This is a genomic window from Synechococcus sp. RS9916 (genome assembly GCF_000153825.1).
Classification (GTDB): domain Bacteria; phylum Cyanobacteriota; class Cyanobacteriia; order PCC-6307; family Cyanobiaceae; genus Synechococcus_C.
Genome location: NZ_DS022299.1, coordinates 294782 through 316216 on the forward strand (window position 1 = coordinate 294782; position 21435 = coordinate 316216).

Annotated in this window: 23 protein-coding genes; 5 read left to right on the forward strand and 18 right to left on the reverse strand. The window is 57.6% G+C overall.

Features of this window, described 5'->3' with window-relative positions; all coding sequences use genetic code 11:
• Positions 1 to 427: 427 nt before the first annotated feature.
• Genes RS9916_RS01825 through RS9916_RS14270 form a run of 3 tightly spaced genes read right to left on the reverse strand, consistent with a single transcriptional unit; the run spans position 428 to position 4896 of the window.
• The gene (locus tag RS9916_RS01825) at positions 428 to 958 is read right to left on the reverse strand and encodes a hypothetical protein (protein ID WP_156777451.1); all 531 of its coding nucleotides are present in this window, start codon (positions 956 to 958) and stop codon (positions 428 to 430) included.
• Positions 955 to 1380: a type II secretion system protein gene (locus RS9916_RS15335; RefSeq protein WP_007097472.1), complete on the reverse strand. Its 426-nt coding sequence runs from the start codon at positions 1378 to 1380 to the stop codon at positions 955 to 957. Before RS9916_RS15335 ends, RS9916_RS01825 begins: the two co-directional genes overlap by 4 nt.
• Before the next feature lie 54 nt (positions 1381 to 1434).
• Positions 1435 to 4896: a hypothetical protein gene (locus RS9916_RS14270; protein WP_007097473.1), complete on the reverse strand. Its 3462-nt coding sequence runs from the start codon at positions 4894 to 4896 to the stop codon at positions 1435 to 1437.
• A 617-nt stretch (positions 4897 to 5513) separates the two neighbouring features.
• Here RS9916_RS14270 and RS9916_RS01840 point away from each other — a divergent pair.
• Together RS9916_RS01840 and RS9916_RS01845 are read left to right on the forward strand one after the other, a co-directional pair.
• Positions 5514 to 5906, forward strand: a complete 393-nt coding sequence (locus tag RS9916_RS01840) for a hypothetical protein (protein ID WP_007097474.1) — start codon at positions 5514 to 5516, stop codon at positions 5904 to 5906.
• The gene (locus tag RS9916_RS01845) at positions 5903 to 6415 is read left to right on the forward strand and encodes a 6-carboxytetrahydropterin synthase (protein ID WP_050752226.1); all 513 of its coding nucleotides are present in this window, start codon (positions 5903 to 5905) and stop codon (positions 6413 to 6415) included. The genes RS9916_RS01840 and RS9916_RS01845 overlap by 4 nt, the downstream gene beginning before the upstream one ends.
• On the opposite strand, the gene clpB is transcribed toward RS9916_RS01845, so the two are convergent.
• Complete coding sequence (gene clpB, locus RS9916_RS01850; protein ID WP_007097476.1) at positions 6416 to 9049, reverse strand: ATP-dependent chaperone ClpB; 2634 nt, start codon at positions 9047 to 9049, stop codon at positions 6416 to 6418.
• A 144-nt stretch (positions 9050 to 9193) separates the two neighbouring features.
• Here clpB and RS9916_RS01855 point away from each other — a divergent pair, with 144 nt between their 5' ends.
• A complete protein-coding gene (locus RS9916_RS01855) occupies positions 9194 to 9409 on the forward strand; it encodes a hypothetical protein (RefSeq protein ID WP_007097477.1) in 216 nt (71 codons plus the stop codon).
• A 725-nt stretch (positions 9410 to 10134) separates the two neighbouring features.
• On the forward strand, positions 10135 to 10326 hold the full coding sequence (locus RS9916_RS14275; RefSeq protein ID WP_232199497.1) for a hypothetical protein: 192 nt from the start codon (positions 10135 to 10137) through the stop codon (positions 10324 to 10326).
• Positions 10327 to 10462: 136 nt separating this feature from the next.
• On the opposite strand, the gene RS9916_RS01865 is transcribed toward RS9916_RS14275, so the two are convergent.
• The 3 genes from RS9916_RS01865 to RS9916_RS01875 all read right to left on the reverse strand — a co-directional run bounded on the left by RS9916_RS01865 (position 10463) and on the right by RS9916_RS01875 (position 11525).
• A complete protein-coding gene (locus RS9916_RS01865) occupies positions 10463 to 10777 on the reverse strand; it encodes a DUF3288 family protein (RefSeq protein WP_038024024.1) in 315 nt (104 codons plus the stop codon).
• Between the two features lie 25 nt (positions 10778 to 10802).
• Complete coding sequence (locus RS9916_RS01870; protein ID WP_007097481.1) at positions 10803 to 11198, reverse strand: hypothetical protein; 396 nt, start codon at positions 11196 to 11198, stop codon at positions 10803 to 10805.
• A gap of 63 nt (positions 11199 to 11261) precedes the next feature.
• A complete protein-coding gene (locus tag RS9916_RS01875; RefSeq protein WP_007097482.1) occupies positions 11262 to 11525 on the reverse strand; it encodes a 2TM domain-containing protein in 264 nt (87 codons plus the stop codon).
• Between the two features lie 50 nt (positions 11526 to 11575).
• Between RS9916_RS01875 and RS9916_RS01880 the strand changes: the two genes are divergently transcribed.
• Positions 11576 to 12055, forward strand: coding sequence for a hypothetical protein (locus tag RS9916_RS01880; RefSeq protein WP_007097483.1), 480 nt, complete (start codon positions 11576 to 11578; stop codon positions 12053 to 12055).
• A gap of 13 nt (positions 12056 to 12068) precedes the next feature.
• On the opposite strand, the gene RS9916_RS01885 is transcribed toward RS9916_RS01880, so the two are convergent.
• The 11 genes from RS9916_RS01885 to RS9916_RS01935 form a co-directional block, all read right to left on the reverse strand.
• Positions 12069 to 12272, reverse strand: a complete 204-nt coding sequence (locus RS9916_RS01885) for a Nif11-like leader peptide family natural product precursor (protein ID WP_007097485.1) — start codon at positions 12270 to 12272, stop codon at positions 12069 to 12071.
• Positions 12269 to 12634 carry a c-type cytochrome gene (locus RS9916_RS01890; protein ID WP_007097486.1) on the reverse strand — a complete coding sequence of 122 codons (366 nt, stop codon included), beginning with the start codon at positions 12632 to 12634 and terminating at the stop codon, positions 12269 to 12271. Before RS9916_RS01890 ends, RS9916_RS01885 begins: the two co-directional genes overlap by 4 nt.
• A gap of 161 nt (positions 12635 to 12795) precedes the next feature.
• Positions 12796 to 13155, reverse strand: a complete 360-nt coding sequence (gene petE, locus RS9916_RS01895) for a plastocyanin (RefSeq protein ID WP_007097487.1) — start codon at positions 13153 to 13155, stop codon at positions 12796 to 12798.
• 34 nt (positions 13156 to 13189) lie between these two features.
• On the reverse strand, positions 13190 to 14191 hold the full coding sequence (locus RS9916_RS01900; protein ID WP_007097488.1) for an NAD(P)-dependent oxidoreductase: 1002 nt from the start codon (positions 14189 to 14191) through the stop codon (positions 13190 to 13192).
• A 24-nt stretch (positions 14192 to 14215) separates the two neighbouring features.
• Positions 14216 to 15274: a uroporphyrinogen decarboxylase gene (hemE, locus tag RS9916_RS01905; protein WP_007097489.1), complete on the reverse strand. Its 1059-nt coding sequence runs from the start codon at positions 15272 to 15274 to the stop codon at positions 14216 to 14218.
• Between the two features lie 96 nt (positions 15275 to 15370).
• Positions 15371 to 17665 carry a 1,4-alpha-glucan branching protein GlgB gene (gene glgB / locus RS9916_RS01910; RefSeq protein ID WP_007097490.1) on the reverse strand — a complete coding sequence of 765 codons (2295 nt, stop codon included), beginning with the start codon at positions 17663 to 17665 and terminating at the stop codon, positions 15371 to 15373.
• 77 nt (positions 17666 to 17742) lie between these two features.
• The gene (locus RS9916_RS01915) at positions 17743 to 18516 is read right to left on the reverse strand and encodes a DUF3887 domain-containing protein (RefSeq protein WP_007097491.1); all 774 of its coding nucleotides are present in this window, start codon (positions 18514 to 18516) and stop codon (positions 17743 to 17745) included.
• A gap of 42 nt (positions 18517 to 18558) precedes the next feature.
• Positions 18559 to 20223 (reverse strand): CocE/NonD family hydrolase, encoded by a 1665-nt coding sequence (locus tag RS9916_RS01920; RefSeq protein WP_007097492.1) that lies wholly within the window; start codon positions 20221 to 20223, stop codon positions 18559 to 18561.
• The gene (locus RS9916_RS01925) at positions 20213 to 20491 is read right to left on the reverse strand and encodes a hypothetical protein (protein ID WP_007097493.1); all 279 of its coding nucleotides are present in this window, start codon (positions 20489 to 20491) and stop codon (positions 20213 to 20215) included. The genes RS9916_RS01920 and RS9916_RS01925 overlap by 11 nt, the downstream gene beginning before the upstream one ends.
• A gap of 65 nt (positions 20492 to 20556) precedes the next feature.
• Positions 20557 to 20961: a DUF4332 domain-containing protein gene (locus RS9916_RS01930; RefSeq protein WP_007097494.1), complete on the reverse strand. Its 405-nt coding sequence runs from the start codon at positions 20959 to 20961 to the stop codon at positions 20557 to 20559.
• Positions 20958 to 21419, reverse strand: coding sequence for a Ycf51 family protein (locus RS9916_RS01935; protein ID WP_007097495.1), 462 nt, complete (start codon positions 21417 to 21419; stop codon positions 20958 to 20960). The genes RS9916_RS01930 and RS9916_RS01935 overlap by 4 nt, the downstream gene beginning before the upstream one ends.
• Positions 21420 to 21435: the final 16 nt, after the last annotated feature.

Genomic DNA, 21435 nt, shown 5'->3' on the forward strand with positions numbered 1-21435 from the left:
TATTCTTTTGTTGCTTGCCTCTTCGGGAGTCCTGCCGCTCGCCTTTGGGGGGCGGGGCTTCGGCGTCATCACTTGACCGTGGAGCTGTTCACTTTGCCCCGAAGCTTGATCAGAAGAGAATTGTTCCGGTGTCGTCAAACTGCAACGAGCCAACTGCATTTTTGACAACAGCCATAGCTCTTGTTCTCCCGTCTAGACCAGCTGCATTGAACAAGTGATGTGGTCTAGGCCGTCCTGAAAGTCATTGATATAGGCAACGCCGCGCCCTCTTGTTAATTGGAAGGTGTCGCGTCCTTCGCCGCCCCACATCTGGTCGACGGAGTCGCCACCGGCAACAATTGTGTCGCGACATTCAGTCTGAATCAGCGAATAGACCACTTGCTCAAGGTGATCTTTGAGCTTAAGGAAGTGCTGTCTTACTTGATTGTCAGTAGGTACCATAATCATTAAAGCGCTTGGAATTGTAGATGTTTTCGTACATGGGAATCACGTTGTTCCCACCTAGTTGGCAAGCCCTATTGCGGAAGCCATCACCTTTCCAGCCCTCGTAGCAACTGTCGTCGTGGGTTGGCAAACCAGTGACATCCTCGAAGCCATTTTGGTCTTCATCAGTGAATTGACCAGGGTTGCGTTCAAGCGCAGGGAAGGCCAGAAGCAGGTTCTTGCCCCCTACTGTTTGTTTACCAGTAGAGCAGCTGACTTTGAAGTTGAAACCTTCATCGTCGTAGCCATAACCGTCCACCTTCTTGCAGTATTTGGTGTTGTAGAGCTCGCGCTTATCGAAGTCGACGTTGTCAGTGCTCCAGATTTTTTTGGCGCGATCAACTTCAGCTTGATAAAGCAGCCGCGCTTCCATGTTTGCGCGGCCTTTGGCTTGTTGAACGTTGAGTTGAATCATGGGTGCTGCAATGCTCGCCATGATTACTGCGCCAATCATGCTGCTAGTAATTCCTGTCATGAGCTGACTTTCTCCTCGTTCGCAGGGCGAGCAGGGTTCTTGGCGCCGAAAGCTTCGTAGGTGCCCGTGACGCTGACTTCAGTGAGGCTGTCTGGGATGGAGACAACACATGTTTCTGGTGCCTTCACGGTTACTGATCCAAGGTGTGTGCCTTCGTAATCCTTTTTTAGTCGTTCAATGTCAGTGTCATCAGCAACGCTGATGTCATCGGTGATGGCCAATTCGCAAGCACCGACCAGAGCGGCAGCAGCAGCATTAGAAGCGCCAACTTTTGCTTTCACCCGTTGGCGGTTGTAGTTCGGCAGTGCAACGGCTGTGATGATGCCGACAATGGCAACAACAATCATGAGCTCAATCAGGGTGAAGCCGTTGGCTTTCTGATTGTCTTTCTTTTGGTAGGCAGAGAGAAGAGAAAGTTTCATGGTTTTCCAAGGGGTAAGAGGGGACTTGATGTCCCCTAGGAATTGGTGTTCAGATCAAACGAGAGCGGGCTGAGTCCTGCATGTGCAAAGGTCGTCTTTGGAGGATCCAGCAAAATCAGTCGCGATGTTGAAGAGGTCATCGCCGAGCTGCACTTCTTCAAAGCCAGAGAAGGTGCTGGAGCCAAGCGTTGCCGTTTGTGTGGCGGCATCAAAGGAGAACTGGGTCTTGAGCGCGTCTAAATCGTCAGCTGTGAAGCCAGTCAGGGAAACGCGGTCAAAGCCATCACCACCTTTAAAGGTGCTGTTTTGGAATGCTTCTAATGAGGTGCCGCCCATGGTGAGCATGTCATTGCCAGCACCCATGTCGATGGTGCTGTTACGGGTGATCAGGTCATTACTTGTGAGGTCAACGGTGTCGTTACCCGAACCCATCGAAATGGTGGAGCAATTAACAGCGCAGGCATCACCAGTGAGGGTGTCTTTGTGGCTGTAAGCGTATTCGTGGCTGTAGCTATATTCTCGACTATGGCTGTAATCGTGGTTGTAGTTGTAAGAGCTCGAATAACTAGAGCTTTGACCACAAGTGTCTCCATCGTATGACCGTTCATAGTCAGAGCTGTAGCTATGGCTCCTGCTGTAGTCAGAGCTGCGGTCATAGCCATTGCTGGATTTGTAAGTGCGCTCATATTCCGAGACAGCTTCAGTGTTAATGGAGAGGCTGTCGTTGCCTGACCCCATGTCTATGGTGCTATTTTTGGCACCAAGCTTGTTGCTGTTCAGATTAATATCGTCATCTCCAGAGCCCATTAAGATGGTCGAAGAATCGACCGCGCAGGCTTCTCCAGCAACAGTACCCTTAGAGCTATTGATGTACTCACGATTGCTGCTGTTTTCGTTGTTGCTGTTGTAGCTGGAGCTGCCATCGTAAGAGCTCGAATAACTAAAGCTTCTACCGCCATTGCCTCGATCGTATGACCGTTCATAGTCAGAGCTGTAGCTATAGCTGCTGCTGTAGTCAGAGCTGCGGTCATAGCCATTGCTGGATTTGTAAGTGCGCTCGTATTCCGAGACAGCTTCAGTGTTAATGGAGAGGCTGTCGTTGCCTGACCCCATGTCTATGGTGCTATTTTTGGCACCAAGCTTGTTGCTGTTCAGATTAATATCGTCATCTCCAGAGCCCATTAAGATGGTCGAAGAATCGACCGCGCAGGCTTCTCCAACAACAGTACCCTTAGAGCTATTGATGTACTCATTATTGCTGCTGTTTTCGTTGTTGCTGTTGTAGCTGGAGCTGCCATCGTAAGAGCTCGAATAACTAGAGCTACTACCGCCATTGCCTCGATCGTATGACCGTTCATAGTCAGAGCTGTAGCTATAGCTGCTGCTGTAGTCAGAGCTGCGGTCATAGCCATTGCTGGATTTGTAAGTGCGCTCGTATTCCGAGACAGCTTCAGTGTTAATGGAGAGGCTGTCGTTGCCTGACCCCATGTCTATGGTGCTATTTTTGGCACCAAGCTTGTTGCTGTTCAGATTAATATCGTCATCTCCAGAGCCCATTAAGATGGTCGAAGAATCGACCGCGCAGGCTTCTCCAACAACAGTACCCTTAGAGCTATTGATGTACTCATTATTGCTGCTATTTTCGTTGTTGCTGTTGTAGCTGGAGCTGCCATCGTAAGAGCTCGAATAACTAGAGCTACTACCGCCATTGCCTCGATCGTATGACCGTTCATAGTCAGAGCTGTAGCTATAGCTGCTGCTGTAGTCAGAGCTGCTGTCATGGTCATTGGTGGACTTGTAAGTGCGCTCATATTCCGAGACAGCTTCAGTGTTAATGGAGAGACGGTCGTTGCCAACGCCAGCATCAACGAGAGACCCCTTAACACCAGTTGCAGTATTTTTTGTGCCGAATCTTTGCAGGCCGCTTAAGGAAGAGACGGTCCGCTCTGCTTTCACGTCAATATCGATATCGTCATCACCCAGCCCGGCAAGAACAACAGAGTTTGCTAAGCCGGCTGCCTCCACAGTATTGCCCGTCGAAGTGTTATAGCTTTCTCTAGCACTCGCGCTTGTAGATGAGTTAGCGGATGACGCACCAGAACGACTTAGATAATTGGAGATAGTGCTCCTATTCCCTGAAGAGTACTCATGGGTGCTGGAGTAAGTGTTGTCCCAACTTGAAACAGTTGAGTTTTCATATGCGCTGGAGTACTTGTAAGAGCTGAATTTGAGATCGCTTGCAGTCGCACGGATCTTTAACTCATCGTTGTCCTGAGGTCTATAGCCACAAGCGTAGTCCTGCCCCAGGGTGATTCGAGCACCCCAGCCACCAATAGCGGTACCGTTTGATACAGCATTGAGGCCAAGTTTGTCGTTGCCCATGCCAATATCGACTCGACTGTTATCGACAACAGTTGCTTTGGTTTTGAAGTTGTTCCACCACCAGTATGAGCGACCTGGGTTATTTCCTCCCTTAGCAAATGCATTCAAGAAGACTTGGTCGTTGCCGCCGCCCGTCAGGATGCTCGATTGGTTGTCCAGCGTTGTAGCTGAAGCGCTGCGCCCATAGCCATCTTGTCTCTCCCATGTTCTGCTGTACTGGCTTTTTGTAGAGCGCTGATAGCTGTAGTTCCCGGTGTAGTCGTAAGAACCACTGCCCCAGTTACGGCTGTAGCTGTAGCTTCGGTCATAGGCATAACTGCGCTCATAACTTCGCTTGTAACTACCGCTGCTGCTGTAGTCCGCATAGTTGTCAGCAGTAGCGCTTAGGCCGACGTAGTCCTTGCCGTTTCCGGAAAAAATGGTGCTGCGATTGAGAACTGCTGCATCTGAGTGCCTGCCAATACTCGCCTGATCCGCTTTGACTTGGGCGGTGATTACATTGCTGCCTGCGCCCAAATCAATGAGCGAATTCTTCATCCCGGTTGCTTTAGATGTACTCCACCAACCCCTTGTGGTCGACTGGTTGTCGAGGCACACGTCGTCGTTGCCGTAGCCCGTTGAGATGACGCTGCGCTCTAGCCCAGTGGTTGCGACATTTCCGTTTCCTCGTCCGACGGTTTTGGCAGACGTGGTGATGCTGATGATGTCGTTGCCGTTGCCCGTGTAGAGGCTGCTATTACGCATGGCCCAAGAAGGGTCATAGCGCCCAGTTAATCGGCTATGAGCATTAATTGTGACTACTTTGTCTCCGCAGCCGAGCATGTAAAGGCGGGAGTAATCCAAGCCGACTGCATAGGGGTTCGCGCCCAAGGCGAAGGCCGAGATGTTGGCCCGATCACCCTTGAAGGCAATGGTGCTGTTCCTCAGGCCTGTTGCTGTCTGTCTGCCACCCCGCCGGCTGAAGTCAACGGCAGAGGCTGAGACATTCAAGATGTCCCCTTCGAGGGCCAGGTTTTGTCCGTTGACTGCTGTGGCAGTTGTAGATGAACTCCAGCCCCAGCGTCGCCAGCCCCAACGACCCCAACGTGAGCCTGTATTGCGCTTAGAGGCGCTAAAGGAAATGCTGTTAGTCATAAATCCTTCTTTGGTTATTCACAGACGAAAAAATCTCCATATGTCAACCGTGAGCCTCAAGACTCTTTTGAGCCCAAAGCTTTTTTGTGATTGATCTTGTTGATGAAGATTTCCTGAGCAACCTCTGTGAGTTACCCAAAGAACCTATGGCGACAATCTGACTTTTTCCTTAAATAGTATTCATAAACGTCTGTTTAGGCTAAGCATGCTTTGAAGTCTTTTTTCTCCTCCTGTCTTTTAGGTCGGCTCGTTTGCTTCGATAGTTGGTCGCCTTGCTGGGAAATTAGTTCTTACAGCTCTTCTATTAATTCCTCGAGAAGATTTGTGATTCCTTCCTGAAAGTTGACTCCGTATCCTCTCGAGGCTAGTGCGCAGATTATTTTCTTTTTCATCTCTGGCTTTACAAATATGCATATCGCGCTTTTCCCTCTGCGACTTGCTTGTGCTGGTTTCCCATAGTGCTGGCTCATTTTGCTTCTGACTCTTTTGCGTATGTTCTATCTTTTGTTTTCGGCCCTGCCTTTAGCATCCCTCAGTTGAGGGATTGTCCGGTTGCATTCCCTCCCTCGATTGGGGGACGCAGATTTTGGTCTCTCGTCAGAATTTCAAGGAGAGCGGTGGCTGAACTCACCGCCGATCTCAACCACCGGCGTTCGCCTTTCGCCGGCACCCCGATTCACAACCGAGGCAGCATGACCGAGGGCGTCGCTCTTGTCCGCAAGGTTGCTGTGCAGACTCTCTCAATCCTTGATCAAGCCAAAGCACCACTGGAGACAATGCTGCGATCGGGTGAACCGGAACTTGTTGGTCATGGGCTTGCGTCCCTAGCCCGTCTGCTGCAGCGGTCATCAGAAGCGATGGCAGAAGGTATGGGGTTGGATGCTGGCGAACTGAAGGAGCGTGAAGCTGGCGCCCCCCTGCCCCGGGTTCTGGTGCGGCACTGCATTGATCTGAAGTGCCATGGTGGGGGCAAGGGATTTGCGCAAGGTCCTGCGCTTGATCGAACGTGAACCGAAATCAGACTCCTGCTTCGCACAGGCAAGTCGACGGATTACCTCCTTTCACCTGCAGCAAGCGGTTTGAGGGGTATCCCTGCTGTCATCGCCAGTGGCAGCATCCCGGCCATTGCCGGTTTGTTCATGGGTACAGCCGCAGCTTCACGGTGTGGTTTGCAGCCAAGGCCTTGGATCCCTGTTGCTTTGTGGTGGATTTCTCCAGCCTGCGTCCACTGGAGCAGCAGCTGCGTGATCAGTTCGATCACACCTTTTTGGTCAATGCCGACGACCCGTTGCTCCCAGAGTGGGAGCGGCTCCATGGCTTGGGTGCACTGGATCTGCGTGTGATGGACAACGTGGGCATGGAATCCACTGCCCAGTTGGTGTGGACTTGGGCCAATGCCCTTCTGCAGGAGCGGGACGGGGGTCGCAGTTGTTGCTGGAAAGTGGAGGCCCGGGAAAACCGGGCCAACGGTGCCTGCTTCGAAGCGTTGCCGGATTGGTTCAACGCCCTGGCTGCCTGATCAACGCAGCACCAGTTGCTTGTGCGCATCGCCATCGGTGCTGCCGGTATCACCTGCGATGGCAATGGCATCCACTTCAACGGTGGCGCCTTCTCCATAGTGACCGCCAAGGATGGCCTTGGCAATGGGTGTTTCCAGTTCGCGCTGAATCGCTCGCTTCAGCGGCCGTGCGCCATACACCGGGTCGTAGCCCGCGTTGGCCAGCCAATCGGTCGCTCCTTCGCTGATGGTGAGGCTGAGCTTGCGATCGCTGAGGCGGTGGCGCAACCGCTCCACCTGAAGGCTCACGATCTGGCGCAACTCCTCGCGCCGCAGGCTGTGGAAGATGATCTGGTCATCCAGACGGTTGAGGAATTCGGGCCGGAAATGGGCCCGTAGAGCCTCATTCACCCGCCGCTCCATTTCACTGTGCTGGCTGTCATCGCCGCCAAGATCGAGGATCGACTGGCTGCCGATGTTGCTGGTGAGAATCAGCACTGCGTTGGTGAAATCCACCGTGCGCCCTTGTCCATCCGTGACGCGTCCGTCATCGAGGATCTGCAGCATCACGTTGAACACATCAGGGTGGGCTTTCTCCACCTCGTCGAAGAGGACGACGGAGTAGGGGCGACGACGGATGGCTTCGGTGAGCTGTCCGCCGGCTTCGTAGCCCACGTAGCCCGGAGGCGCACCGATCAGACGGCTGACGCTGTGCTTCTCCATGTATTCCGACATGTCGATGCGCACCATGGCGTCGTCGCTGTCGAACAGCTGCGCCGCTAGGGCTTTGGAGAGTTCGGTTTTGCCCACGCCGGTGGGGCCGAGGAACAGAAAGCTGGCGATCGGCCTGTTGGGGTCACTGAGGCCGGCGCGGGAGCGCTGGATCGCATCCGCCACTGCGGTGACGGCCTGCTGCTGACCTACCACGCGCTCATGCAGCTGACTCTCGAGGCTGAGCAGCTTCTCCATTTCCGATTGCACCAATTTGGCCACGGGAATGCCCGTCCACTTGGCGATCACCTCGGCGATGTCGTCTTCAGTGACTTCCTCACGCAACAGGGATTTGTCTTGCCCGCCGTCGTCGGCTGCAGCCAGAGCTGCCTCCTGATCGGAGAGCTGCTTTTGCAGCCCAGCCAACGTGCCGTATTCCAGTTCGGCAGCCTTGTTGAGGTCGTAGTTGCGTTTGGCTTGCTCCACCTGCAGTTGCACCCGTTCGATCTCTTCCTTGAGATTGGAGAGGTCGTCGATGGCGCCTTTTTCCTGCTGCCATTGGGCGTTGAGGGTGCTCTGCTGCTCGGAGAGCTCCGCGACTTCACGCTCCAACCGCTCGAGTCGCTCTTGGCTGGCAGCATCCGACTCACGGCCGAGGGAGAGCTTTTCCATCTCCAGTTGGAGAATCTTGCGATCGATTTCATCGATCTCCTCCGGTTTGGAGGTGATCTCCATCTTCAACCGGGCGGCCGATTCATCCACTAGGTCAATCGCCTTGTCGGGCAGGAAGCGATCGGCGATATAGCGCGTGCTCAGCACAGCGGCAGCCACCAGGGCGCTGTCGGCGATGCGTACGCCGTGGTGCACTTCGTAGCGCTCCTTCAGGCCGCGCAGAATTGAAATGGTGTCTTCCACAGTGGGTTGATCCACCAGCACCTGTTGGAAGCGACGCTCCAACGCAGGGTCTTTTTCGATGTGCTGGCGGTGTTCATCCAGGGTGGTGGCACCGATGCAGCGCAGTTCCCCCCTGGCCAGCATGGGTTTGAGCAGGTTGCTGGCATCCATGGCTCCACCGGTGGCACCAGCGCCCACCACGGTGTGGATCTCGTCGATGAACAGCACAATGCGCCCCTCAGAGGAGGTCACCTCCTTCAGTACGGCCTTGAGCCGTTCTTCGAATTCGCCCCGATATTTGGCACCGGCGATCAGTGCGCCCATGTCGAGGGCGATGAGCTGTCGGTTCTGCAACGCCTGGGGGACGTCGCCATTGACGATCCTCTGCGCCAGGCCTTCCACGATTGCGGTTTTACCAACGCCGGGTTCGCCGATCAGCACCGGATTGTTTTTGGTGCGGCGGCTGAGGATCTGAATCGTGCGCCGGATTTCCTCGTCGCGGCCGATCACCGGGTCGAGTTTGCCGTCGCGGGCGGCGGCGGTCAGATCCCGCCCGTATTTCTCCAAGGATTCGTAGGTGCCCTCAGGGTTTTGGTCAGTCACGGTCTGGCTGCCGCGCACGGCATCAATGGCGGTTTTCAGGGATGTTGCATCAGCGCCGACCTGATTGAGCAGGCGCTTCCCGCAGCGGGAATCGTCGGCCAGGGCGAGCACCAGGTGCTCAATGGCAATGAAGCTGTCGCCATAGCCCTGCTTGAGAGCATCAGCGCGGTCGAGCAGATCACTCAGACCCTTTCCGAGATATACCGACTCAGGGCGGTTCTGAAGTGCGGGTTGTTGGTGCAGGTGCTGCTCCACAACGGATTGGAGCTCGGGTGGCGAAACACCGGCTTTCTCGAGAATGCGACCGGCAAGACCGTTTTGCTCCAACAGGGCGAGGAACAGGTGCTCGCTTTCCAGTTGTTGATGCCGATGGCTTTGGGCCAGCTGCTGGGCGGCCACGATGGCGCCCCAGGCTTTTTCAGTAAACAGCTCTGCTGTTGGTTGCATGGTTGTCTTCGCTCGGTTGAGCAAACCGTATGCGGATTGGTCTGGTCCGCGAAGGGGAGAACCGATCCCCCCTCGTTCGGTCTGTACACCAGCCTGCGGGTAACCGTCCCGAATCGGTAGGGTCAGCCGACCGAATCCCTTGGCATGACGGACCAAACCTCAGTGGATGCAGCACTGGTGCAGTCCCTTGTGGACCGGGTGATCGAGCTTTACGGTCCTTCTCCCTCCGATCTCGAGCGCATGTGCTGGATGGTGGTGCATGAACACCATCACCAGGCGATGCCCACGGAGTACGACATCCGGGAGGTGGATGAAACTCTGTACCTTGCGGTCTTGAACGCAACCCGCCAGTCGCTGTAGGGGATCGAAGGGATCACCCAATCAACGCCATCACCCGCTCAGCCAGCAGTCGCTGGGCGGTTCAGGATTTGGGATGAGTATCCACGAATTTCAGATGGAGGTCTTCTCCAAGCTTGCTCAGAAAGTCGATCTCAGTTTGGTCGTTGAGCAGTAAGCAGATCCTGCCAAAGCCTTCCTTCTGGTAGCAGTGCGTATCAAAACTGCTGGGGTCTCGATTGGATTCGAAAACATCCCCATTGCGAGCGACAAAATGAGTCATGTGATCAAGGCCGTTAAGTTGGTCGTAGCCCTATCAGTGAAGTGATGTCAGCAGCGGCGACGCGCTTGTGTTGATGTGCACACGCCAGACTTGTTTGGTGTGATTGATGACCATTCAATCGTCCTACTCTGAACATCATTCCAACGTCTGCTTTGCTCATGGGTAGACGCTTCGGTGAAATTGGGGTCGGGGTGGTTCCTGGCCTTTTTTGTTGAGAAGGTCGATGGGCTGCTGGGCCGTCAATGCCAAGAGCTATTCCAAGGTCGCAATTACTGAGAATCTCTCGCGCTAGCGCTGGGCGTTGGTCAACCTGTTGTCAGGCGGATGCTGCGTCGAAACGCCATCAAGGCTTGATGTCACATGCAGAACATCGGACCCTGGCGGCGTTAGTCCAGGTGGTTGGTGTCTCCAGTGAACATGTTCGGTCTGGGTTTGGTGTCACAAACTACTGCACAATCTTTTGATTGTGGCATTCTCTTCAAAAGCAATTAGTGTTATGACACTCGAGGAGCAATACGTCACTCTGATGGAAGCGGCTGGACGGATTTCTGATGAATGGTGTCGCGAGAAATTTATTGAAGAAGCCGACAATGTTTTGCTGCAAATCAATGCTCAGGTTCTGAAGAACAAGCGGGAGGTCGACTCCATCGCCTTCTGAGCTCAGGCCTGGCCTCCGCTTGGGGTGATGCTGTTCGGCATCCATGGAGCTGGCCCTTGCTCCTTGATGGTTCTCTTTAACGGCGTTGCAGTCCTCTGCAACGGTTGATGCTCTGCTGGAAGCCTGCAGGTGCTGATTAGCTGCCCGCGTCTTCCACGTCGGCCCCTGAGCCAACGGAGTCGCCCGCATCTTGCCCCGGCCGCCAGCCGGAAGCCCAGATCTCTCGGCATTTGGCGTTGAGTGATTCTCGCTCCAGTCCCCAGCCTTTGATGGCCCGCTCCAGGTCGGTTTGGATGTCAGGGGACCCTGGGAAGCCGTCGTAGCGCATCAGCAAGCGCGCGGCATGGCTCAGCTGGTCAGGACCTGGCTCCCCTTGATGGCCCAGCAGAGAATCCACCACTTCGCGGTCGGTGGCGTAGAGGGGATGCGTCTGGGATGTGTCGTCGCTCATCGCTCCATGATCCAGCATGGGGCCCTCAGCCGAAGCCCTTGGCCTGCGCTTGCCGGGTGAGATGTCTGTGCTGGCCCTTGAGCAGTGCTTCTCGTTCAGCTGCTTCCCCCACGTGGGGTGCAATTTCCACACCTGCAGTCCGCAGGGCTTCCAAGCACTGTCGCTCTTGCTCCGACCCCGTTTCGCTCTGCAGGTAGGCCGTCACCAAGGCATGGGCTGCGTCGTTGGTGGCGTAGTAGAGGGTGCCTGGACCACGGCGTTCCCGCGTCAGCCCCCGAGCCCGACGGCGCTGTTGCACACCTGCCCAGAGTTGGCCAGGCGACTGGGTCATATAGGCGTTGAGATCCTTGGCATCGGTGTCTTCGCTTAGCGCCATGCAGGTGCCATCCACAAAGTCACTCAGCAGGGTCACCACAGCCATGGGGGAAGGCGGCGAAAGTACAAGTCTGCGTTGCCGCCCAACACTTTGCTGATGGTGACGGGGTCAATTGCGCCGCTGCAGTTCTGCGTCGATCTCTTGGTCGCTAATCGGTTGTTCCGGATGATTGATGCTCCAGGCCTGGATCAGCAGCGTCATGCCCCAGCCGCCAATGGGCCAGATCGGCCAGAAGTCACCCCTGCCATCCAGCAGCCAGATCACCACCAAGGTGAGGTTCACGATCACATAGGCCTGCACTTGTTTCTGAAGGCCACGGCGTCGTTTCACCCTTGCTTTGGCTTCGTCCCTGCGTTGCTGATCTCCTTGCATTGTTCAGCACTTGGAACTGCGTTCATAGTGGTAGCGACTCGAACAGTCCAATGCCATCGAAACCCCGCAATCGTGTCGGCGAGGTCTACGGCCAGCTGACGGTGGTGCGGCTGTCGGATCGGAGAACCAAAAGCGGCAATGCTTTCTGGTGGTGTCGCTGCACCTGTGGACGGGATCGGGAGGTGCCTGGCGACAAGCTCTCTCACAACACAGCCAGGAAGAAGCCAGTGATCACAGCCTGTTTGGACTGCTCTAAGGAACTGCAGGTGGAAGCGGTCTGTGCCAAGAACGACCGTGAGGAACGGCAGCGGCGGCGGGATGCGGAGCAACGCCGTGCTGATCTGAAGGGAAAGGTTCCTGATAGTTGGTTGAAACTGCCACTCACCGATGCCCATGCGCGTGAACAAGGGCAGGTGTTGTTTTTTCGCGGAACGCGCTGCCTCAGGAACCACCTGGCTCCGTATCGCATCAATGGCGGATGCTTGGCCTGTGCTGGCCAGCGACCGTCAGCAGACCAAAGCTCTGGTTGACGGCGAGGGAAGCTCAGGAAATCCAGCTGTTGGCAAACCAGCGCTCGACCTGGTCGCAGCGGGCGTCATCCTGAAAATCGGATTCGCTCACGGCAAAACCGTTGTCTCTGGCTAAACCCACCACAGCGTCGATCGAGGGAAGCTGGTGAAGTTGGCGTCTGAGGGAGGAACTGTGTTCTAAAGCATGGACGAAATCCTTGAAGCCTTGCCGGCTCATCGCTGCCAACCCCGCTCGGCCTGCTCTTCCACATAGGCCGCGACATCAGCAATGTCGTCATCGCTGAGCTTGCCCTGATAAGGGGGCATGGCATTTTTCCCGGCTTCGATCTGATGTTCGATGGCTTCGAGGTGATCTTGGCTGTAGGAATCGAGATGGGCCTGAAGATCGGCTTCGCTCAAGGTGCGGCTTGCCCGGATCACGTTGCCACCGCCCATGTGGCAAGCCGCGCAGTTGGTGGAAAAGATCTGACTGCCATTCCCTGAATCAGGGTTAGCCAGTGATGCAGTGGCTGGTAGCGCGCCGATCAGACCGATGACCAGCACGAGTACCAAAGGAAAGATCCGTTCCGGTCGCGGCATGGCTGCTTGGCTTGGCCTTGTGGGCCACACCCTATCCAGACTGAATCCGATGTGAAGGGGCTGATCGTGGTTCTGAAATGGATGGCTTTTCAGACACAAAAAAACCAGGTAATCAAAAGATCACCTGGTGAAAAGTTGATTGTGGATGAAAGATCAGTGGATCACTCAACGATCACCTTGCCGACCATGCCAGCACCACGATGGGGCTCGCAGTAGAAGTCATAGGTGCCAGCGGTGGAGAAGGTCTCTTCCCAGGATTCGCCGGGGGCGAAAGCCAGGTCGGAGTGGCTGAGCTCATCGTGGCCATCGAAGACGGCGTTGTGAGGAGCCATCTTGTTGTTGACGAACTTGACGGTGTCGCCAGCTTTGATGTTCACGGTGCTGGGCTCGAACGCCAGCATGCCGGAATCGGAGCCAAGCTTCACTTCAACGGTGGCGGCGTTGGCGGAAGCCACGCCCAAGCCGATCACCAGAACAAGGGCGATGCAGGCAGAAACAAGGGAGCGCAGACGATTAATCATCACGTCATTGACACTGAATAGAGTTTAACGCCAATTAGGCCTTGCCACGGCGGGGAAGCCCGGAGTCTTGAAGCACGGCTTCAAGGTTGGGGCCATGGCTGGTCAGTCCGAACGCCTCGGGCTGGGTCACAGGATCGTGGATGAAATGCCGCTGGCGGATGCTGAAACGATCCCAGGCATTCACTTCAATGGGCAAAATCCGGATCAGCCCTTCGATCAGCCAGGCCCAAAGCGGAATTCCGGGCGTGCGCGCCACACCGCGCCAACGGCAAAGGGTGGCCACGGCTTCATTCACGCTGATCGCTTTCTGGCCCATCACGATGCGGCGAATCGCCCCCTGACCCGGCGTGCGGTTCAGCACGTGGGGGCGGGTCGCCAGGGCACCGCAGATCGCTGCAATATCTGCGGCATGAATGAAGTGGAAGCTGGCATCAGCCCGCAGGAAGCGGGCCAGCCAGAGCCATTTGCTCGCTTCGGCCAGTCCTTCGGTGAGGTAGCTGGTGGGGAAGCTGCTGGTGCCATCGACGCGTCCGCCGAACACCAGGGTGGGGAACACAGCCACAATCCGCTCGGCTAGCGGGTGGCGTTCCAGTTCCTGAAGGCATTGCGCCTTGGTTTGGATGTATTCCGTGCCGTAGGCCAGGGCTTCCGGCAGCGGTTGGAGATGCCGATCGAGAATGCTTGCGGTGGAGAAATACACCACTTGCTGCAGCTTGTTGGGGTCGAGCAAGTTGAGCATTTGCTTCACGGCCACCACATTCACCTGTTGCGCCCGTTCAGGGTCCCCCCAGGCGGTGGCGGTGTGGATGACCCGATTCACCGTGGCCAGTTCGGAGGCAAAACGATTGCTTTCGCGTAGATCGCCCACCAAGAGATGCACGCGCGGATGATCTGCAGCGATGGCCGTGAGTTTGCTGGGATCCCTTAGCCAGAGCAGGAGCTCTGCATCGGAATTCTTCAGCAACCAGGATGCGGTGTATTGACCAACGCAGCCGCTGGCACCGGTGATCAGGATCCGAGCGGGTGAGTTGGTCAAGGGTTAGGCCGGTGAGATTGGAGCTCAGGCGAGGGCGCCGAGGCGATCCATCACGCTCTTGCCAGAGCGGAAGAAGGCTGCACCATTCTCCTCCGGGGTGCCGGGCAGGATGCCGTGGCCCAGGTTGAGGATGTGCTTGCGGCCGCGGGCCTTGCGCACACAATCATCGATGCGGGCTTCGATCGCTTCGGGGGAACCGAACAGAAGGCCGGGATCCACATTGCCCTGAACACCGATGTGCTCGGGCAAGCGAGCCAGAGCCTCAGCCATGTCCACGGTCCAGTCGAGGGAGACGATGTCGACCCCGGTCGTGGCCATGCGCTCGATCACCCCGGCACTGCCGGAGATGTAGAGGATGAAAGGAGTGTCGGGATGGGTCTGCTTGACCAGATCCACCACCTTCTTCTGATAAGGCGCTGCGAAGGTGTCGTAGTCCGCAGGGCTGAGCTGGCCGGCCCAGGAGTCGAACATCTGCACCACCTGGGCACCGGAATCAATCTGGTAACGCAGGTAGTTGGCGATCGACTCGGCGAAGTGATCGAGCAGCTTGTGCAGGATGTCTGGTTCGCGGAAGGCCATGGCCTTGATCACCGCGTAGTTCTTGCTGCTCTTGCCTTCAACGACGTAGGCGGCCAGGGTCCAGGGAGCACCCACGAAGCCCAGAACGGCAGCCTCATTGCCGACGCTCTGGCGCAGACGACCCAGCACTTCACCCACGAAGGGCATGGATTCGGCGGGGTTCAGAGGACGCAGAGCATCCACCTGGGCCATGCTGCGGATCGGATCACCAATCTGGGGACCCTTGCTCTCGATGATGTCGAAATCGATCCCCATGCCGGGGAGGGGAGTGAGGATGTCGGAGAACAGGATCACGCCATCGGGCTTGAAGGCGTTGAAAGGCTGCATCGAGATCTCATAGGAGAGATCAGGGTTCTCCGAGCGCTCGCGGAAGCTGGGGTACTTGTCGCGCAGGTCCCGGTAGATCTTCATGTACCGGCCGGCCTGGCGCATCATCCACACCGGGGGACGCTCGACAGCCTCTCCGCGGGCAGCACGCAGCAGCAGGGGCAGGGAGTCGCTCATCAGGAAGTGGAGATCAAGTCGGCAACCTAACTGAGAGAACCAGGCGCTTAGACCGATCTCCCCCTGAAGGCAACGGCTTCTTCACAAGCCTTGGTCTCAACCGCTGCTCTCTGCTCCCTTGGCCTCGAGGCTGCGCTTGGGGTCGTGTTTGAACACCATCACGCTCAGGGGAGGCAGGCAGAGATCAAGCGAGTTGTCATAGCCATGGATCCCCCACTCCTCGGAGTGCTTGCCGCCCATGTTGCCCAGGTTGCTGCCGCCATAACGGGCGGCATCGGTGTTGAACAACTCCGCATAGAAACCAGCCAGGGGGACGCCAACGCGGTAATGGGAGTGGCTTTGGGGGGTGAAGTTGGCCACCACCACGAGCCAGGTGCCACTGGTGCTCTCACGGCGCATGAAGCTGATCACCGAGTGGCGGTTGTCATTGCAGTCGATCCACTGGAAACCGTACTGATCAAAGTCATCGCGCCAGAGGGCTGGTTCTGCTTTGTAGAGGACGTTGAGGTCGTCCACCAGGCGCTGGACCCCTTGGTGAGGGTCGTATTGGAGGAGGTCCCATTGCAGATCTCCCCACACATTCCATTCGGCCCGTTGACCGAATTCCATCCCCATAAAGATCGTCTTCTTGCCGGGATGGGTCCACATGTAGGCGAGTAGAGCCCGGGTGTTGGCGTATTTCTGCCAATCGTCTCCCGGCATCTTGTGCAGCAGATGGCTCTTGCCGTGCACCACTTCATCGTGGCTCAAGGCCAGCATGAAGTTCTCGGTGTAGGTGTACCAGATCGAAAAGGTGATGTTGTTTTGGTGGAACTGGCGGAACCAGGGATCCAGCTCGAAGTAATCGAGCATGTCGTGCATCCAGCCCATGTTCCATTTGAGGTTGAACCCGAGTCCTCCGATGTCGGTGGGCTGGGTCACCATCGGCCAGGTGGTGGATTCCTCCGCGATCGAGAGTGCACCGGGGTAGTGCTGGAACAGCACGTGGTTGGCCTGTTGGAGGAAGCGAACCGCTTCGGTGTTTTCCCGGCCGCCGTGTTCATTCGGAAGCCATTCACCGTCGGGACGCAGGTAATCGCGGTACAGCATTGATGCCACCGCATCCACTCGGATTCCGTCGATGTGGAACTGTTCGAACCAGAAGATGAGGTTTGCCACAAGGAAGTTGCGCACTTCGTTGCGGCTGTAGTTGAAGATCAGCGTTCCCCACTCCTTGTGCTCGCCGATGCGGGGGTCGGCATGTTCGTAGAGGTGGGTGCCATCGAAGAAGGCCAGGCCATGGCTGTCCTTCGGGAAGTGGCCTGGAACCCAGTCGATGATCACGCCGATTCCTTCGGCATGGCATCGATCCACAAAAGCGCGGAATTCATCCGGGCTGCCGAAACGGCTGGTGGGGGCGTACCAGCCCGTCACTTGATAGCCCCACGACCCATCGAACGGATGTTCCGTGATCGGCATCAGTTCGATATGCGTGAATCCGCGGGCTTTCACGTAGGGGATCACCCGATCAGCCAGCTCGGAGTAGGTGAGGAGTCGGGCCCCGGGTTTGAGATCGGCGGCCGGAACAGGAGCACGGGGGGTGCCATCGGCTTCGATGAACGGTTGATCCGCTGCGGCATGGATCCAGCTGCCCAGATGCATCTCGTAGACGGAGATGGGCTGATCGAGCGCGTTGCGGCTGTCGCGCGCTGTCATCCAGGAGCGATCGCTCCACTGGAAGGTGTCGAGTCTGGACACCAAGGAACTGGTGTCGGGACGCACTTCGTGGCGGAAACCGTAGGGGTCGGCTTTCTGGTAGCAGTGCCCCTCTTGGGTGCGGATTTCGTATTTGTAAAGCGCTCCTTCCTGGATCCCAGGAATGAACAGTTCCCAGATGCCGCCCGTGCGTTGCTGCATGGGGTGATGGCGGCCATCCCAGGAGTTGAGATCCCCGATCACACTGACGCTGCGAGCGTGGGGAGCCCAAAGGCAGAACATCACACCCTCAACACCGGCAATGGTGGTGAGATGGGCGCCCATCTTGCGCCAGATGTGGTGATGGTTGCCCTGGGAGAAGAGATGGCGATCCATTTCGCCCATCCATTCATCCCGGAAGGCCCAGGGATCGTTTTGCTCGTGGTGGATGCCCCCACGGCTGACCTGAAGGCGGTAACTCTGACCCGGGTCTTGGGTGAGCTGAGCCTCAAACACCCAGGGGTGATTCGGCGTCTGGGTGCCGATCACCTCCCCATTGACAACGAGGTCGACCCGGTCGGCCTCTGGCATCCAAGCTCGGACGGTCCAGCCCGTGTCAGAGGGCTGGGGTCCAAGAATCGCAAAAGGATGGTCGTGGCGACATTCGGCCAGACGCCGACCATCCTCAATCATCCAGTCGAGGACTGCAGCAACCATGACCCAACGGCAGTATTGGGCGGGAGCTTAAGCGGAAAAACCCAGCTTCCCGCTGTCCATCTCGACCAATTAGGCGATCAGACCAGATCGGCGGAGAAATCCACGTTGATGATCCGTCCATCGCGGTTGAAGATCACGAACAGGTTGTCGGTCACCTTGCCGAATTGGATGGTCACCAGCACGAGTTGCTGATCGCCTCCCTGGCTTGCCACCAGTGCGCTTTTGATCTCCTTCACCCCACCAAGGGTGCGGGCGAGTTTGCTCCACTTGCGCTTGAGGTCCTGGGGACCAATCTCCTTCTGAAAGTCGAGGTCGAGGTAATACCGAGCCGCCACCCAGCGTTCGGCATCGAGATCTTTCACGAAATTGATCGCGCTCTGCTCGATCGGCAGGGTCTTGCCAATCCATTTCCACGCCACCAACTTGCCTGTGTCATCGAGCACCAGCAGCAGCGGGGCCTCTTGTTTGCCGCCATTGAGCAGGGCGACAGCTTCCACGGTGGTGTCGTCGATCCCGCGGGAGATGCTGTTGATCCGATATCCGTTCAGCTTCGGCCCACGGTTTAAGCGGTCTTGAACTGCTGCTTCGCTGCTGGTGCTGCGCAAGGGGGCCGAGAGACCGGCATAAAGACCAGCTGCATCCTTGGCTTGTAGGGCATCAAGGAGTTGTTGGGCTGCTTTGGTGGCCTGAGCTGCTGTGAGCGTGGTGCTCGGAGCAACGGCGGCCTGCGCCACGGTCATTGGTCTTGCGTCCACCTGCTCGAGGTTTGTGGCCTGGCTTTTTGCCGACGGCATCACGGAGGCGATCGGACCGCAGAGCGCGAGGGCAAGAACGCAGGCAGTGGTGTTCACAGCGTGAAGGCGACGCAGAGTTGGCGTCAGTTTGCCGGAGGTTCAGCGTTCCGGCTGATCGATCAGGGGAACAATCGTTAATTCGGCTGCTGAAAGCCACAGATTGATGCTGATCACGCGGCAATCCAGACTCGGTGGGCCGCAGGTGGCTGAACCCGTGCCAGGATTCACGGCAATGGCGGGCCAGCAGGCTCCTGCAATCGAAAGCCGCAGCCGGTCCCCGGGCTGAAGACAGGCTTCTAGCCCTTGAAGCTCGATGGCATAGGTCGTCTCGGCCAAGGCCTGCTCGCCGATGACACGCGCCACACCGGTGCTGATTTGGCGGCTTTCTGCGCTTCCTGCGGGACAGACAGCCAGAGCAACGCAGAGGTCGAAACCGGGTTGATCAGCAGAGGCCGGTAGGGAGAGAACAGGGCGTCCTCGCACTTGCAGGGGTTGCTTCAGGGGGGCTGAGGTGAAGGTCGCCACATCAGTCCGCGCGTCAACAGATGCTCGATCACAAGGGCCGGGATGGGGGCTGAGATGGCCACCGATGGCGGGCGTGGCTCTCCAGGGGTCATGAACGATCACCACGGCGTCAGTATCAGCCTGTGCAGCAGACGCTCCTTCCGATGTGGTCGCGATCAGGCGACCGTTGCTCATGTCGTGGCATGCCAGTGAGCTGCCGCTGAGGCGCCAGCTTCCGCCGCTGGCATCCCCCACCCCGATGGCATTCCAGCGATGGGTGCATTGGTCCCAGACACGCATGGTTCTGGAATCGGGTTGCTCTGATGCCTGCTCGGCGTTGAGAGGCGCATCGCAGAGATGGCGCCGAAAAAAGTCCAGGTGCAGCTGCTGGGCTTCCGGCCACCACTGCAGATGGGTGGCGGGGCCGATGTGCAGTTCAGGATCCCCACCTGCAGCCAGGCTGCGCTGGTGCAGATCCAGCACGCCACGCAGGTGGGGATCCCACCAGCCACCGATCAGCAGCATCGGTTGCTGCATCAACGCGTCCGGTGGTTGATGCCTGATCCAGGCGTTGGTCTCGGCTGGGGATTGCCCCAGCCATCGACAGGCCATGCCGCCAGGGTCATATCTGCGAAGAAGCGCCAGGCCGTCGCGGTAGTAGCGGTTGTCCTCCAGGCAGCGGCGGATGTCCTCCCAGGCCTGCTCGTCACCTTTGCGTTGGCTTTGCAATGCCGCCAGCTGCAAGCCCCATCCCAACCCGAGGTGCCACCAGTGGGCTCCGCCTTCGCAGCTCCAGTGGTCACGTTCATCCAGACCCGTCATCGCGGGAGCAAGACAATCGGGGAGCGTGCTGCCCGTTTGGGCAAGCAACTGCGTGAAGCCCTGATACGAGAAGCCGTAAACACCAATGCGGCCGTTGCATTCCGGCAGGCCGCGAACCCAGTTCAAGGTGGCATCGGTGTCGGCGGCTTCCTGACTGAATCCGTTGAACTGGCCGCCGGACCCCCCCTGACCGCGCACGTCCTGCACCACCACCACAAACCCCTGTTCAGCCCACCAGCGGGGGTGGGCATAGGTGACGGTGGAGGCGATGGCGCGCCCGTAGGGCTGACGCATCAGTAATGCAGGCCAGGGGCCGCTCTGCTGCTTTGGCGTCCAGATGCGGGATTTCAGCTCGACGCCGTCCGGGAGGATCAGGCTGAGATCACGGTGATCGTTGCTCGAAGGGGCTGAATCTCCGTTGAGCGGATCAGCTGACATCCGTGCAATGAAGGCCAATCACGTAGGTGGCCAGAATTTCGGAGTCTTTTTGACTCAGTCCTCGCTGCCTCGCCAGGGTGCGAATGGACGCTTCAGACAGGGCTGATTGCCCTTCTGCGTTCAGCTGGCGGAATGTTCTGCACATCGCCCTGGCTTGACCAGGGTTGTTTTTGACCCCCTCCAAAAGAGACGAGGACGACTGGGCCCGAACCGATGTCGACGCTGCGATCAGGCCGACCATCGGCAGCAACAAGATCAGATTTCGCATGCTCCCTCCAGGTTCATCTCATGTCATTTGAGGTCGGCGATCGAGGTGATGGCAGCAGCGAAGGGTCAGTTCCTCGGTTGCCATGCCTGGGCGGCAAGGATCCAGCGCCTGGCCACAGCGAGGTCGACAACAGCTGGTCTGCCGCTGCGCAGTTGCCGTTCCAGCCGTCCTGTGCGGGTGACAACGTCCTGGGGCGACGAGGCTGCGAGGGCCGAAACGGTGGCAATCCCGGCATGCATCAACAGGGCTGCGTCCGACGGCGCGAGCTCCAGGTGGCAGACAAGAGCCGCCATGCCTCGTAAACGTTTGAAATTGCGCGCACTGGCCCGTCCGCTGCGCGACAGCTGGCTCAGCTGGTGGTCACTCAGGGTCAACAATGCGCCCCAAGTGGCGATTCCAGCGGCCTCAAGGGCCTGCTGTTCATCCCGGAAACTCTGGGGTAAATCCCGCAGCGGCGCAGCGCTGCTCATCCCTCCAGGCCGGTTGGAACGCTCGCGTTGTTGACCTCTGTCTGGCCCAAAATGACGGGTTCGCTGACCCCTTCGCCGGCCGAGCGCAGCTGACGGAGACGGATCGTGACCACCTGGCTGCTACGGCCGCCGGAGCGCAGGTTGCCTGCCAGTTGCTCCAAGGTCGGGGTGATCGCTGCGTCGTCCATCCCAGCTGGTGCCTGGGCGATCACCAGGTCATTGCCGTTGTCAAACACCACCGGAGCGCGGACAGCTCCCTCAATCACGACGGGCGGTGTGTAGCTGACGGTGAAGGCCCAGCTGCTCACCGCCAGCAGCAGGGTGAAGCTGGTTACGCCCACCAAGCGGAAGCGCAGCCCCCAGCGTGCGGCGAAGGCGATGACCGTGAGAACGGCGAAGCCAAGTCCGCTCCATGCCAGCCATCCTGCGGAACTTTGAACGAGCTGGGGCAGATTCATGGGTTGGTGATTCGCG